11 protein-coding genes are annotated in these 14,526 nt (G+C 69.9%); 3 read left to right on the top strand and 8 right to left on the bottom strand.

The window, feature by feature from the left end; genetic code table 11:
• Positions 1 to 43: 43 nt before the first annotated feature.
• Together K377_RS38135 and pta are read right to left on the bottom strand one after the other, a co-directional pair.
• Entirely contained in the window at positions 44 to 1,279 is a 1,236-nt protein-coding gene (locus K377_RS38135; protein ID WP_111668240.1) for an acetate kinase, read from the bottom strand.
• On the bottom strand, positions 1,276 to 3,366 hold the full coding sequence (pta, locus tag K377_RS38130; RefSeq protein WP_111668239.1) for a phosphate acetyltransferase: 2,091 nt from the start codon (positions 3,364 to 3,366) through the stop codon (positions 1,276 to 1,278). Before pta ends, K377_RS38135 begins: the two co-directional genes overlap by 4 nt.
• A gap of 277 nt (positions 3,367 to 3,643) precedes the next feature.
• On the opposite strand from pta, the gene K377_RS38125 reads away from it, so the two are divergent.
• Positions 3,644 to 4,669, top strand: coding sequence for an ATP-dependent 6-phosphofructokinase (locus tag K377_RS38125; protein ID WP_111668238.1), 1,026 nt, complete (start codon positions 3,644 to 3,646; stop codon positions 4,667 to 4,669).
• 11 nt (positions 4,670 to 4,680) lie between these two features.
• On the opposite strand, the gene K377_RS38120 is transcribed toward K377_RS38125, so the two are convergent.
• The 4 genes from K377_RS38120 to K377_RS38105 form a co-directional block, all read right to left on the bottom strand.
• A complete protein-coding gene (locus K377_RS38120) occupies positions 4,681 to 5,388 on the bottom strand; it encodes a helix-turn-helix transcriptional regulator (RefSeq protein WP_375605999.1) in 708 nt (235 codons plus the stop codon).
• Between the two features lie 96 nt (positions 5,389 to 5,484).
• A complete protein-coding gene (locus K377_RS38115; protein ID WP_111668237.1) occupies positions 5,485 to 6,312 on the bottom strand; it encodes a carbohydrate ABC transporter permease in 828 nt (275 codons plus the stop codon).
• A 13-nt stretch (positions 6,313 to 6,325) separates the two neighbouring features.
• Positions 6,326 to 7,132: a carbohydrate ABC transporter permease gene (locus K377_RS38110; RefSeq protein ID WP_111668312.1), complete on the bottom strand. Its 807-nt coding sequence runs from the start codon at positions 7,130 to 7,132 to the stop codon at positions 6,326 to 6,328.
• Between the two features lie 74 nt (positions 7,133 to 7,206).
• The gene (locus tag K377_RS38105) at positions 7,207 to 8,577 is read right to left on the bottom strand and encodes an extracellular solute-binding protein (RefSeq protein WP_111668236.1); all 1,371 of its coding nucleotides are present in this window, start codon (positions 8,575 to 8,577) and stop codon (positions 7,207 to 7,209) included.
• 206 nt (positions 8,578 to 8,783) lie between these two features.
• Between K377_RS38105 and K377_RS38100 the strand changes: the two genes are divergently transcribed.
• Positions 8,784 to 9,818 (top strand): YncE family protein, encoded by a 1,035-nt coding sequence (locus tag K377_RS38100; protein ID WP_111668235.1) that lies wholly within the window; start codon positions 8,784 to 8,786, stop codon positions 9,816 to 9,818.
• A gap of 168 nt (positions 9,819 to 9,986) precedes the next feature.
• On the opposite strand, the gene K377_RS38095 is transcribed toward K377_RS38100, so the two are convergent.
• Both K377_RS38095 and K377_RS38090 read right to left on the bottom strand, forming a co-directional pair.
• Positions 9,987 to 10,658 (bottom strand): response regulator, encoded by a 672-nt coding sequence (locus tag K377_RS38095; RefSeq protein ID WP_111668234.1) that lies wholly within the window; start codon positions 10,656 to 10,658, stop codon positions 9,987 to 9,989.
• Positions 10,655 to 12,331 (bottom strand): sensor histidine kinase, encoded by a 1,677-nt coding sequence (locus K377_RS38090; RefSeq protein ID WP_111668233.1) that lies wholly within the window; start codon positions 12,329 to 12,331, stop codon positions 10,655 to 10,657. The genes K377_RS38095 and K377_RS38090 overlap by 4 nt, the downstream gene beginning before the upstream one ends.
• Before the next feature lie 172 nt (positions 12,332 to 12,503).
• Here K377_RS38090 and K377_RS38085 point away from each other — a divergent pair, with 172 nt between their 5' ends.
• On the top strand, positions 12,504 to 13,913 hold the full coding sequence (locus K377_RS38085; RefSeq protein ID WP_111668311.1) for a cation:dicarboxylate symporter family transporter: 1,410 nt from the start codon (positions 12,504 to 12,506) through the stop codon (positions 13,911 to 13,913).
• Positions 13,914 to 14,526 lie beyond the last annotated feature (613 nt).

The raw sequence follows: 14,526 nt of genomic DNA, 5'->3' as shown, positions 1-14,526 counted from the left end.
GAATATTCCGTCTGGCGGAATCTACAAATGGGCGGCGGTGCGCTCAGGCGTTACGGTCACGGGCGTCCCCGACGAGCGCGTAGGTCTGCTGCGCGATCTCCAGCTCCTCGTCCGTCGGCACCACGGCGACAGCGACCCGGGCGTACTCCGGCGAGATGATCCGGGCCTCGTCGGAACGTACGGAATTCAGCTCGCCGTCGACCGCAAGACCCAGCTCCTCCAGACCGGCCACCGCAGCTTCGCGCACCGGCGCCGCGTTCTCACCGACCCCCGCCGTGAAGGCGATCGCGTCCACCCGGCCGAGCACCGCGTAGTACGCGCCGATGTACTTCTTCAGGCGGTGGATGTAGATGTCGAAAGCGAGCCGCGCGGCCTCGTCGCCCTCGTCGATCCTGCGGCGGATCTCCCGCATGTCGTTGTCGCCGCACAGCCCGACCAGACCCGACCGCTGGTTCAGCAGGATGTCGATCTCGTCCGGGGACATCTTGCCCACCCGCATCAGATGGAAGATGACGGCCGGGTCGACGTCTCCTGAACGGGTCCCCATCACCAGGCCCTCCAGCGGGGTGAGCCCCATGGAGGTGTCCACGCACTCCCCGCCGCGCACGGCCGACGCCGAGGCGCCGTTGCCCAGGTGCAGCACGATCAGGTTGACCTCGGACGGGTCCTTGCCGAGCAGCTCGGCCGTCTTGCGCGAGACGTACGCGTGCGACGTGCCGTGGAAGCCGTAGCGGCGCACCCGGTGCTCGTCGGCGGTGGCCACGTCGATCGCGTAGCGCGCCGCCGACTCCGGCATCGTCGTGTGGAACGCCGTGTCGAAGACGGCCACCTGCGGCAGGTCCGGGCGCAGCTCCGTCGCCGTACGGATACCGGTCAGGTTCGCCGGGTTGTGCAGCGGCGCCACCGGGATGAGCCGCTCGATCTCGGCCAGCACGGCGTCGTCGACGACCGTCGGCTCGGTGAACTTCAGGCCGCCGTGCACGACCCGGTGACCGATCGCGGCCAGCTCGGGGGAGTCCAGGCCGAGCCCGTCCGCCGCCAGCTCGTCGGCGACCGCGCTCAGCGCCTCGGCGTGGTCCTCGATTCTGCGGTTCTGCTCGCGGGCGTCACCGCCGCGGGCCAGCGGGGTGTGCTTGAGACGGGAGGTCTCCTCGCCGATCCGCTCGACCAGGCCGACCGCGAGCCGTTCATGGGTCGCCATGTCGAGGAGCTGGTACTTCACCGACGACGAGCCGGAGTTCAGGACGAGAACGCGGGTGGGGGACGACTGGGCTGTCACTGGGCGGATGCCTTTTCGGTGGGGGTCTGGGCCTGGATCGCCGTGATGACGACCGTGTTGACGATGTCCTGCACGAGCGCGCCGCGGGACAGGTCGTTGACCGGCTTGCGCAGTCCCTGGAGGACCGGGCCGACGGCGATCGCGCCGGCCGAGCGCTGCACGGCCTTGTACGTGTTGTTGCCGGTGTTGAGGTCGGGGAAGATCAGCACGCTCGCCTGCCCGGCGACCTCGGAGCCGGGCAGCTTGGTGGCCGCGACCGACGGCTCGACGGCCGCGTCGTACTGGATCGGGCCCTCGATCTTCAGACCGGGGTGCTGCTCCTTGACCAGCTCGGTGGCCTCGCGGACCTTGTCGACGTCGGCGCCGGAGCCGGAGGTGCCGGTCGAGTACGACAGCATCGCGATCCGCGGGTCCACGCCGAACTGGGCGGCGGTGGCGGCGGACTGGGCGGCGATGTCGGCGAGCTGGCGCGCGTTCGGGTCCGGGTTCACCGCGCAGTCGCCGTAGACGAGGACCTTGTCGGCCAGGCACATGAAGAAGACGGAGGAGACGATCGCGGCGTCCGGCTTGGTCTTGATGATCTCGAAGGCCGGGCGGATGGTGGCGGCCGTGGAGTGCACCGACCCCGACACCATGCCGTCGGCCAGGCCCTCCTGGACCATCAGCGTGCCGAAGTAGTTCACGTCGGCCACGACGTCGTGCGCCAGCTCGACGGTGACTCCCTTGTGGGCGCGCAGCTGCGCGTACTCCTGGGCGAAACGGTCCCGCAGTTCGGAGGTGGCCGGGTCGATCAGCTCGCTGTCGGCCAGGTCCACCCCGAGGTCGGCGGCCCGCTTGCGGATCTGCTCGACCGGGCCGAGCAGCGTCAGGTCGCAGACGCCGCGGCGCAGCAGCACGTCCGCCGCGCGCAGCACCCGCTCCTCGGTACCCTCGGGCAGCACGACGCGCCGCTTGTCCGAGCGGGCCTGTTCGAGGAGCTTGTGCTCGAACATCATCGGCGTCAGCCGGTCGGAGGAGGGCGCCTGGATGGTGCGCAGCAGACCGGCCGTGTCGACATGGCGCTCGAACAGGCCGAGGGCGGTCTCCGCCTTGCGGGGCGTCGCCGCGTTCAGCTTCCCCTCCAGCGCGAAGAGTTCGGCCGCGGTGGGGAAGGAGCCGCCGGCCACGGCGACCACCGGGGTGCCGGGCGCGAGCCGGTCGGCCAGCTTCAGGATCTCCTCGCCCGGCCGCTCGTCCAGGGTCAGCAGCACCCCGGCGATCGGCGGCGTGCCCGCACTGTGCGCGGCCAGCGAGCCGACCACCAGGTCCGCCCGGTCCCCGGGGGTGACGACCAGGCAGCCCGGGGTCAGCGCGTTCAGGAAGTTCGGCAGCATCGCGCCGCCGAAGACGAAGTCCAGGGCGTCCCTGGCCAGGCCCGAGTAGTCGCCGAGCAGCACCGTGCCGCCGAGCGCGTGGGTGATCTGGGCGACGGTCGGCGCGGAGAGCGCGGCCTCGTCGGGCAGCACGTAACAGGGCACCGGAAGCCGGTTGCCGAGCCGCTCGTCGATCTCGTCGCGGTCCTCGGGGCGGACCCGGTTGGCGACCATCGCCAGGACGTCGCAGCCCAGGCCGTCGTAGGCGCGGAAGGCGTTGCGCACCTCGGCGCGCACCGATTCGGCGGTCTGCTTCTTGCCGCCGACCACCGGGATCACCGACGCGCCGAACTCGTTCGCGAGCCGGGCGTTGAGCGCCAGCTCGTCGGGGAGCTGGGTGTCGGCGAAGTCGGTGCCGAGCACCAGGACGACGTCGTAGTCCCGGGTCACCGCGTGGAACCGGTCGACCAGCAGCGACACCAGCTCGTCGGTGCCCTGCTCGGCCTGGAGCGTGGACGCCTCGGCGTAGTCCATCCCGTAGACGCTCGCCGGGTCCTGCGAGAGCCGGTAGCGGGCCCGCAGCAGATCGAAGAGCCGGTCCGGGCCGTCGTGGACCAGCGGACGGAAGACACCCACCCGGTCGACCTGCCGCGTCAGCAGCTCCATGACTCCCAGCTCGACGACCTGCCGGCCGTCGCCCCGGTCGATACCGGTCACGTACACGCTGCGCGTCACGCGGGCTCTCCGTTCCCTCCACAGGGCCCCTGAGCAGGACCGGAGGGTCCTCACCCGGAGCCAGAAATGGCCATATCGATAGCTGTGCCCTCTTGACAATACCTCCGGGGATGGCTAGGCCGCCCGCCGGACAAAGGGCCTCGGTATCAGGGTCTCAGTGCCCGACTCAGGAGTGCCGAACCGCCTCTCGTACGGCTGCGCGAACGCGTTGTCCCGCGGAGCGTGGAAGAATCGCAGTGGCTCAGACGAACCGGAAGCGAGCAGGAGACACAGCACGATGCGCATCGGAGTTCTCACCGCAGGCGGCGACTGTCCTGGTCTGAACGCAGTGATCCGCTCGGTCGTGCACCGAGCCGTCACGCACTACGGAGACGAGGTCATCGGCTTCGAGGACGGTTACGCGGGCCTGCTCGACGGCCGCTTCCGCCCGCTGGATCTGAACGCGGTCAGCGGCATCCTGGCCCGCGGCGGCACCATCCTCGGCTCGTCCCGGCTGGAGCGCGACCGCTTCCGCGCGGCGTGTGACAACGCCAAGGAGCTGATGGACAAGAGCAGCCTCGACGCGCTCATCCCCATCGGCGGCGAGGGCACGCTGACCGCCGCCCGGATGCTCTCCGACGCGGGCGTCCCGGTGATCGGCGTCCCGAAGACGATCGACAACGACATCTCGTCCACCGACCGCACCTTCGGCTTCGACACGGCCGTCGGCGTCGCGACGGAGGCGATGGACCGCCTCAAGACCACCGCCGAGTCCCACCAGCGCGTCATGGTCGTCGAGGTCATGGGCCGGCACGCGGGCTGGATCGCGCTGGAGTCCGGCATGGCCGGCGGCGCCCACGGCATCTGCCTGCCCGAGCGCCCCTTCGACCCGGCCGACCTGGTCAAGATGGTCGAGGAGCGGTTCTCGCGCGGCAAGAAGTTCGCCGTCATCTGCGTCGCCGAGGGCGCGCACCCGCAGGACGGCACGATGGACTACGGCAAGGGCGCCATCGACCAGTTCGGCCACGAGCGCTTCCAGGGCATCGGCACCGCGCTCGCCTACGAGCTGGAGTCGCGCCTCGGCAAGGAGGCCCGCCCGGTCATCCTCGGCCACGTGCAGCGCGGCGGCACCCCGACCGCGTACGACCGCGTGCTCGCCACCCGCTTCGGCTGGCACGCCGTGGAGGCCGCGCACCGCGCCGACTACGGCCGGATGACCGCGCTGCGCGGCACCGACATCACGATGGTGCCGCTCGCCGAGGCCGTCACCGAGCTGAAGACGGTGCCGAAGGACCGGATGGACGAGGCCGAGTCGGTCTTCTAGGGCGCCTGCGCTCACGGATGGCGGATCCTGGACCAGAACTCGTCCAGGATCCGCTCCATGAAGTCCCGCCCGGCGTCCCCCGACCCGGCCGAGGCACCGCCGCCCCAGCTCAGCGTCGCGGCCATCAGCGCCTGGTACTCCAGGTGCATCTCGTGCAGCACGTCCTCCAGCTCCCGCCTGGTGACGGGGATCAGCCGGCTCAGCGGCTTGGTGTACGCCTGCCAGCGCGTCGTCGCCGCCCGGCGCAGCAGCTCCGCCAGCTGCCCGTCCCGCCCGGTGACCGTCGCGAAGGCGCGTGGGGCCAGCCGCAGCACCTCGGCCAGCGCCGACGACTGCCGCTCATTGCCCCGCCAGTCGCCCGTCTCCTCCATCCGCAGATACGAGTGGATCTCCAGGCCCACGAACCGCGCCACGTCCTCCGGGGCGAGCCCGAGCGCGAGCCGGTGCTCCCGCAGCGTGCGTGGCGCGCCGATGAGTTCACCCGGGGAGCACCACAACGCCCCGGCCAGCGCGGTCAGTTCACCGGCCGTCGGGGTCGCGTCGCCGTGCTCCCAGGCGATGATGGTCTCGGGGGTGATGTGCGCCAGCCCGTAGGAGGCGCGCATCCCGTAGGCGACATGGCCCGGGGCCATGCCCAGCGCCTCACGGAGGCGGCGGGCGGCGAGGGCGTTGAACGGCGGGGTCGGCTGGTTCGCCGGAGCCTTGTGCTGCACGGCCACAAAGTAGGGGGCGAACGCCCGCTTGGCTACGGTGCGTTCGTCCTCCGTAACATATCGTAGGAACGTACAGGTGTCGCGTGGTGCGCCGGACGGGGATCATCCCTTCACCGCGCCGCCGAGCGCGAAGCCGCCGCCGAACCGCCGCGACACCAGGACGTAGAGCAGGATCACCGGCGTCGAGTAGATGATCGAGAACGCGGCGAGCTGACCGTAGACGACCGTCCCGCGGTTGCCGAAGAAGTCGTTGATGCTCACCGACGCCGGCATCTGGTCGGGGGAGAGCAGCAGCATGAACGGGACGAAGAAGTTCCCCCACATCATGGCGAAGCAGAAGACGGTGACGACGGCGACGCCGGGCCCCATCAGCGGCAGCACGATCCGCAGCAGGGACTGGAAGGTGCCCGCTCCGTCGGTCCAGGCCGCCTCCTCCAGCTCCTTCGGCACACCGTCCATGAAGTTCTTCATCAGCCAGATGGCGAAAGGGAGTTGGGACGCGGCGAAGAAGTAGATCGTGCCCGCCATCGTGTCGATCAGGTTCACCTGCACGAACAGCGCGTACACCGGCACCATGACCGCCGTGATCGGCAGACACGTCGCGAACAGGATGGTCGTCAGATAGGGGTTGTTGAGCCGCGAGCGGTAGCGCGAGAGCGGATACGCGGCGAGCGCCGCGCACGCCACCGTCAGGGCCGTCGCTCCGCCGCACAGGATCAGGCTGTTGAGCAGCGGCGTGAAGGTGATGTCCGGGGTGAGGACGGCGTCGAAGTTGCGATACGTGGCGTGCGCGGGCCACTTCACCCGCAGGTTGGCGTCCGCGTCGAGCGAGGACAGGACCACCCAGGCGAGCGGCAGCCCGAAGGCGACGAGGACGAGAACCAGGGCCGTGTCGGCGGTGAGCCGGTTGCGGGTGGAGCGGCGGGTCACGGGCGCCTCCGTCTCACGGCTCTGAGCGCAACAGGCGCATGTAGACGACCGAGAACAGGGAGCCGACGACCAGCAGGAGCAGGGCGACCGCGGTGCCGTAGCCGATCATGCTCTTCTGGAACGCCTGCTCGTACATGAACAGCGGGAGCGTCTGGCTGTGGTTGCTCGGCCCGCCCCGGGTCATCACCCAGATCAGGCCGAACACGGACAGGGTCTGCAAGGTGTTCAGCATCAGGTTCGTGCCGATGGAGCGCCGGATCATCGGCAGCGTGACGTGCCAGAGCCGCTGCCAGGCGTTCGCACCGTCGACCTCGGCGGCCTCGGTGATCTCGGCCGGGATCTCGTCGAGCGCCGCCGAGTAGACGAGCATCGAGAACGCGGTGCCGCGCCACACGTTCGCGAACGACACCGCCAGGATCGGCAGCGTGAACAGCCAGTTCTGGGAGGGGAGTCCGAGCTGGTCGAGGATCGCGTTGAGCGTGCCCTCGCGGCGGAAGAACGCGTACAGCAGGAACCCCGCGACCACCTCCGGCAGCACCCAGGCCGTGACGACGACCGCGCCGGTCACGGTCCGCACCGGTTTCGAGGCGCGCTTCATCAGTGCCGCGAGGGCCAGGCCCAGGGTGTTCTGGCCCACGACCGACGACAGGAACGTGAAGACGAGGGTGAGCCTGACGGCGTTCAGGAACGCGGGGTCGTGGAAGGCAGCCGTGAAGTTGTCGAATCCGACGAAGGACGAGTCGGCCTGGCCGGTGAGCTGGAGGTCGGTGAAGGCGATGTAGACGCAGTAGGCGATGGGGCCGGCCAGGAAGAGGGCCATGACGATGGTGGCCGGGGCCAGGGGGAGGGACCGGAGCAGGGTTCGGGGCGCGGTGCGGACGGCCGCCTGTTCCCTCACGGCTTGCTGACGACCTTCCCGTCCGCCGCCGTCTTCAGCTGGTCGTCGTACGTGGCTGCCGCCTTGTCCACCGAGGCGTCGCCGGTCGTCACGGACTCCATCGCCTCCTGGATCGCCGTCGACACCTTCGGGTACGCGGGGTAGGCGGGCCGGTAGTGGGTCGAACCCACCAGGTCCGTGAAGAACTTGATGCCGGGCTGCGCCTTCACGTAGGCGGGGTCGGCGGCCACGTCCTTGCGGACCGCGATGCCGGAGTTGGCGATGTACCAGCGCCGGGCGTTCTCCTTCGTCTGCATCGTCTTGATGAAGTCGAAGGCGAGGTCCGGGTTGGCGGCCTTGGCGGGGATCGCCCAGGTCCAGCCGCCGGACATGGAGACCTTGCCGGGCGCCTGCCCGTCCTGGGTCGGCATGTGGGCGAGACCCAGTTTCCGCGACCACTCGGGCCAGGCGTGGCCGGCGCCCTCGATCCAGTCCTGCGGGAGCCAGGAGCCGTCGAGGTCGATGCCGATTCTGCCCTTGGGCAGGAGTTCGCCGCGGACGGTGGTGCCGATGTTCGGGTCGAGCGCGTCCGAGACGTCGGGGCCGAGCTTCTCCTTGTAGACGGTCTCGACGAACGACAGGCTGTCCCTGAACGCCTTCGACCCGGCGATCCACTGCTGCGAAGGCTTGTCGTAGAGCGGGTCGGCGGTGCCGTCACCGGTCCCGTACAGCAGCATCTCGAAGCCCTGCATCGTGGACTGCTCGCCGCCCGCCTTGCCGGTGTAGAGGTTCAGCGGGGTGACGCCGGGGACCTTCTTCTTGATGGTGCGGGCGGCGTCGAGGAGTTCGTTCCAGTTCTTCGGCTGCCAGGGCGTCGCGATGCCCGCCTTCTTCAGGACGGCCTTGTCGTACCAGAGGCCACGGGTGTCGGTGCCGTCGGGAACGCCGTACGTCTTGCCGTCCTGGCCCTTCGCGGCGGTCTTCGCGGTGTCGATGAACTGGTCCCAGTCCGCCCATGTGTCCAGGTACTTGTCCAGCGGCCTCAGGTATCCGCTGGTGATGTCGGAGTTGACCAGGAACGTGTCCTCGTAGACGAGGTCGGGCGCCGTTCTGGGGGAGCGGAGCATCTGCTGGAGCTTCGTGTAGTACTCGGCGTCCGGTGCCTTGATCGGGACGAGCTCGACCTTCTTGCCCGGGTTGGCCTTCTCGAACTGCTTCTTCATCGCGGTCAGGTAGGTGTCCGGGACCTTGCTCATGTTGTCCGTGGACTGCTTGTACGAGACCTTCACGGTGTTCGCGTCGCCGCCGGATCCACCGCCGCACGCGGTGAGGGTTCCGGCGGCCAGGAGCAGGGCGGTGGCGGTCAGGAGCGGGGCGGTGGGGCGCACGGGCACGACCTCCTACGGACCGTCGCGGGCTGCGTTGCCGCGCGTGGCTGCCCGTGAACGTACGGTCCGGTTCGTGCAGGGTCAATGGGTGTGCACCGGGCCGTGCGGAGACCCCGGAGTTACGTCAATTACTTAGGTAAGGCTAACCTAAGCTAGTCTTGCGATGGCGCCACAACGTGCCCACCTGTAAAGGAGATTGACGCAGCATGCCTCGATTCACCCCCAGGATCCGTCGTTCCGCCGCCCTCGTGGTGGCCCTCGTCGCGGGCGGCGCGCTGGCCCCCGCCGCGCACGCCGGCAGCGGCACCGCCGCCACGTCCGCCCCGGTCGCCAAAGGCCTCTACCAGTCGGCGTACTCCGAGCGGAACCACGCCCTGTGGACCACGTCGGCCGTGGGCCGCCCGCCGGTGACGACCTCGGCGCTCACCCGCCTGAACCCGGACACCCTCGCCGTCGAGGCGACGTACACGCCGCCCGTCACCGACACCGCCACCGGCGCCGTCGAGGCGGTCTACGGCATCGCCGTCGACGACGAGCACAACACCGTCTGGGTCACCAACACCCGCAACAACAGCGTCGCCGTCTACAGCCAGCGCGACGGCCGTCACCTCGCCACGCTCCCGGACGTCGCGCACGCCCGCGAGATCGTCGTCGACGAGCGGCACGACACGGTGTGGGCCTCCGGCTTCGGCGACGGCAGCCTCGTCGCCTTCGACAGCCGCACCTACAAGGAGAAGAAGCGCGTCACCGTGGACGGCGCCGGGCCGACCGGCCTCGCCGTGAACGAGCGCACCGGCACCGTCTACGCCGCCGACCTCACCAACGACCAGCTCATCGAGGTCACCCGCCGGTCCACCACCCCGCGCCTGATCCCGACCGGCGACGGCCCCATCTCCGTGGCCCTCTCCGCCAACGGCCGCACCGCCTACACCGCCGACAACACGGCCGGCGCCGTCGACGTCATCGACCTCGGCAAGGGCCTCGTCACCAAGTCCGTGCCCACCGGCGCGGGCCCGCTCTCGGTGGCCACCGACACCCGCTCCGGCAAGGTCGTCGCCGTCAACCGCACCGACGCCACGGCCACCGTGGTCGACCCCCGCAAGGGCACCGTCGTCAAGACCGTCCCGACCGGCACCAACCCCAACCACGTCGAGATCGCCCACGGCACCGCATTCGTCGTGGACAAGTCGGCCTCGTCCCCGACGGGCGAAGACACACTGACGCGCTTCCGGGTGAAGTAGGGACCAGCCCGGAACTACAGCGCCCCTGGACGAGCGCAGCTCGCTTCAGGGGCGCGGGGAACTGCGCGAGAAGCGGCCACCGGCCGTCAGCCGACCGACAACCCGACAGGGGCGCGGGGAACTGCGCGACCAGCCACGACGCAACCCGCACCCGACAAGCGGCGCCCCCTACTTCCAGCTGTACACCAGCTCAGGCCGCCCCACCTGCCCGTACTGCGGACTCCGCCCAGCCCGCCCCGACTCCACCAGATGCTCCAGATACCGCCGGGCGGTGATCCGAGAAATCCCCACGGCCTCGGCAGCCGACGCCGCGGTCACCCCATCAGGCGCGGCCTCCCGCAGGACATGCGTCACCCGCTCCAACGTCGGCCCGCTCAACCCCTTCGGCAACGCGGCCGGCGCCGGCGACCGCAGATTGGCCAGCGCCCGGTCCACCTCGTCCTGCCCGGCCGCCTCCCCACTACTGGTCCGGTACTCGGCATACCGCACCAGACGGTCCCGCAGCGTCGCGAAGGTGAACGGCTTCAGCACGTACTGCACCACCCCGAGCGACACCCCCTCCCGCACCACCGCCAGATCCCGCGCCGAGGTCACCGCGATGACATCGGTCTGATGCCCGGCGGCCCGCAACGACCGCGCCAGCGCGAGCCCGTGCCCGTCCGGCAGATGCAGATCGAGCAGGATCAGATCGACGGCGACCCGGTCCAGGGCCCGCCGCGCCTCGGCGGCGGTGTGCGCCCGCGCCACGGTGACGAACCCCGGCACCCGGTCCACGTACATCGTGTGCGCGTCGGCCGCCACCGGATCGTCCTCGACGACCAGGACCCGGATGTCACTCATGAGGTACTGCCTTTCGCATCGGACGTGGTCGCGGAAGCCCGGGGACCCGGCACGCCGAACGGCATCCGCACGGTGAACGCCGCGCCCCCGCCCGCGTCCCGGTCCAGCGCGAGCGTCCCGTGCCCGCGCGCCACAGCCTGCCGTACGAGGGCCAGCCCGAGCCCGCGCCCCCCGGGCCCGGCCGGCTTGGTGGACCAGCCGCGCTCGAACACCGCGTCGGCATGCTCCGGATCGACCCCCGGCCCCGAGTCCGCGACCCGCAGCAACAGCCCGTCCGCCTCCGTACGGGCGGTGACGGTGACCCGTGCCCGCGGCGAACCCTGCGCCGCGTCCACGGCGTTGTCGATGAGATTGCCGAGCACCGTGACGAGATCCCGCGCCGACAGCACCTGCCCGAGCGCCCCGCCGGGCCCCTCCTCGACCTCCTCGACCCGGGTGTCGGCGGAGACGACCAGCTCGACCCCGCGCTCATTGGCCTGCGCCGCCTTGCCGAGCAGCAGCGCGGCGAGCACCGGCTCGCTCACCGCGCCCACCACCTGGTCGGTCAGCGCCTGCGCCAGCTCCAGCTCGGCGGTCGCGAACTCGACGGCCTCGTCGGCGCGGCCCAGCTCGATCAGCGACACCACGGTGTGCAGCCGGTTCGCCGCCTCGTGCGCCTGCGACCGCAGCGCCTGCGTGAACCCGCGCTCGGAGTCCAACTCGCCCATCACCGCCTGGAGTTCGGTGTGATCGCGCAGGGTCACGACGGTGCCGCGCCGCTCCCCGCTGGTGACCGGCGACGTATTGACGACCACGACCCGGTCGGCGGTCAGATGCACCTCGTCGACCCGCGGCTCGGTGGCGAGCAGCGCCCCGGTCAGCGGCGCGGGCAGCCCCAACTCGGCGACGGACCGCCCCACGGCCTCCTCACCGTCACCCACCCCGAGCAGCACCCGCGCCCCGTCGTTCATCAGCGCCACCCGCCGCTGCCCGTCGAGCATCAGCAGCCCTTCGCGCACGGCGTGCAGCGCGGCCTGGTGATAGGCGTGCATCCGGCTCAGCTCACCGGCGTTCATCCCGTGCGTGTGGCGCCGCAGCCGCGCGTTGACGACGTACGTCCCGATGCCGCCGACGATCAGCGCGGCCCCCGCGACCCCGGCCACCGCGAGCACCTGCCCGCGCGCCTGCGCGGTGATCTCGTCGATCGTTATCCCGGCGCTGACCAGGCCGACGACCCGCCGCTGATCGTCGTACACCGGAGTGACCACCCGCACGGACGGCCCGAGCGTCCCGGTGTACGTCTCCGAGAACGTCCGCCCCTTCAGCGCGGGCCCGATGTGCCCGAGGAACCGCTGCCCGATGTACCGGGTCGTGGGATGCGTCCACCGGATCCCGTCCGTGTTCATGATCGTCACGAAGTCGACGCCGGTGTGCTGCTGCACGGCGAGCGCGTACGGCTGCAGCCGCACCGTCGGATTCGCGTCCCCGGTGATGGCGTCCCGCACCGAACCGGCGTCGGCGACCGCCGTCGCGGCGGCCGTCGCCTGCCGCTTCGCCGACGTCTCCGCCTGCCTCTTGTCACTGAGGTACGTGAACAGCGCGCATCCGGCGACCACGGCGGCGACCAGCACGACCTGCATCGCGAAGAGCTGGCCGGCCAGGCTGCGGGGACGGGGAAGACGCAAGGAGCGCATGGCGTCAGTCTGCCCGTCGGTTCAAGCGGGAACTAAATGAACGGAAGGGTGACGGTGCTCACGGCCTGGGAGATAGTCACCGGGATCCGAGCCGCAGGCCGTGAGCCGCACGCAGCCGTGGCCGGGAGCAGCCCAGTACGCCGACGCCGTCGTCAGCAGCCAGGAGGGAACCGTGGCCGAGAACGGGACCGCGACCACCGACCAGACCCCGCAGCCCGCGAAGCCCGCCGCGAAGCGGGACCGCACGCACTACCTGTACATCGCCGTCATCGTGGCGGTCCTCCTCGGCGTCGCCGTCGGCTTCATCTGGCCCGACTTCGCCACGGAGCTCAAGCCCATCGGCACGGGCTTCGTGAACCTGATCAAGATGATGATCTCGCCCATCATCTTCTGCACGATCGTCCTGGGCGTCGGTTCGGTCCGCAAGGCCGCCAAGATCGGCAAGGTGGGCGGCCTCGCCCTCGGCTACTTCATCGTGATGTCGATGGTGGCGCTCGCCATCGGCCTGATCGTCGGCAACATCCTCGACCCCGGCAGCGGCATGCACCTCACCGACGCCACGAAGGACGTCGGCCAGGCGGCGGCCAAGGACGCGAGCGAGGGCCCGGTCGACTTCGTCCTCGGCATCATCCCGACGACCCTGGTCTCCGCCTTCACGGAGGGCGAGGTCCTCCAGACCCTCCTGGTCGCCCTCCTTGTGGGCTTCGCTCTCCAGGCGATGGGCCGGGCCGGCGAGCCGGTGCTGCGCGGCATCGAGCACATCCAGAAGCTCGTCTTCCGCGTCCTCGGCATGATCATGTGGGCCGCCCCGATCGGTGCGTTCGGCGCCATGGCCGCCGTCATCGGCGAAACGGGCGTCGACGCCCTCAAGGCCCTGGCCACCATCATGATCGGCTTCTACGTCACCTGCGCACTGTTCGTCGGCATCGTGCTGGCCGCGATCCTGCGCATGGCGACGGGCTTCAACATCTTCGCCCTGCTGAAGTACCTGGGCCGGGAGTTCCTGCTCATCCTCTCGACCTCCTCCTCGGAGTCGGCGCTGCCGCGCCTGATCGCGAAGATGGAGCACCTCGGAGTGTCCCGCCCGGTCGTCGGCATCACTGTCCCGACCGGCTACTCCTTCAACCTCGACGGCACCATGATCTACCTGACCATGGCGTCCCTCTTCATCGCCGACGCGATGGACCAGCCCATGAGCATCGGCCAGCAGATCGGTCTGCTCCTCTTCATGATGATCGCGTCGAAGGGCGCGGCGGGCGTCTCCGGCTCGGGCATCGCGGTGCTCGCCTCCGGCCTCCAGTCGCACAAGCCGGGCCTGGTCGACGGAGTCGGCCTCATCATCGGCATCGACCGCTTCATGAGCGAGGCCCGCGCCCTGACGAACTTCGCGGGCAATGCGGTGGCTACGTTGCTGATCGGCTGCTGGACCGGAGAGGTGGACCGCGAGCGGGTCAAGCGGGTCCTCGCCGGCGACCTCCCCTTCGACGAACGCACCCTCCTCGACTCCGGCGCCGACGACACCCCGCGCTCGGACGTCCCCGCATCGCGCGACGGCGGGACGAAGGAGCCCGTCGGAGCCTGAGCAACGCTCCGAACACCCCTCTGACCTGCGGCGGGGCCCGTGCGAACACACGCACGGGCCCCGCTTTTGTACTACCGGCGCACGTGGCGTAGAGTCCTGCGAGTTGTCCGGGCCACCACGGCCGAGGGCAGCACCTCAGCCGCTCACGCGGCACCCCAAACACCAGCACGATCTCCCTCCGGGATTGATTTCGGCGCGCCCGAATTCACATTCCACCTCGATTAGTCATCGAAGAGGGAATCCGCTAAAGTCTGGGACGTCGGAACGGCCCAACAGCCGGAAAGGCAAATCCCGCTGACTGGGAATCAGGCCCGAAAGGATCTGATAGAGTCGGACTCGCCGGAAAGCCGAAAGGCCGGAAAGCGAAGCAAGATCCCGAGGAAATCGGCCGGTGAAACGGTCTGATAGAGTCGGAAACACGAAATACCGAAGGGAAGCGCCCGGAGGAAAGCCCGAGAGGGTGAGTACAAAGGAAGCGTCCGTTCCTTGAGAACTCAACAGCGTGCCAAAAATCAACGCCAGATATGTTGATACCCCGTCTCCGGCCATCAGGCTGGGACGAGGTTCCTTTGAAAAAGTCCTGCCGGTCACTGACTGGCAGGCGCACAGCGAG

The sequence above is a fragment of the Streptomyces sp. PsTaAH-137 genome, assembly GCF_003259365.1.
Classification (GTDB): domain Bacteria; phylum Actinomycetota; class Actinomycetes; order Streptomycetales; family Streptomycetaceae; genus Streptomyces.
The sequence above is the reverse complement of the archived record's forward strand: the minus strand, read 5'-3'. Positions and strand labels throughout refer to the sequence as shown.

Bases quoted from the DNA above. Each gene is read 5' to 3' on its own strand.
- K377_RS38125 (WP_111668238.1), top strand. From the start codon at position 3,644: ATGCGCATCGGAGTTCTCACCGCAGGCGGCGACTGTCCTGGTCTGAAC.
- K377_RS38110 (WP_111668312.1), bottom strand. From the start codon at position 7,132: ATGGCCCTCTTCCTGGCCGGCCCCATCGCCTACTGCGTCTACATCGCC.
- K377_RS38100 (WP_111668235.1), top strand. From the start codon at position 8,784: ATGCCTCGATTCACCCCCAGGATCCGTCGTTCCGCCGCCCTCGTGGTG.
- K377_RS38095 (WP_111668234.1), bottom strand. From the start codon at position 10,658: ATGAGTGACATCCGGGTCCTGGTCGTCGAGGACGATCCGGTGGCGGCC.
- K377_RS38090 (WP_111668233.1), bottom strand. From the start codon at position 12,331: ATGCGCTCCTTGCGTCTTCCCCGTCCCCGCAGCCTGGCCGGCCAGCTC.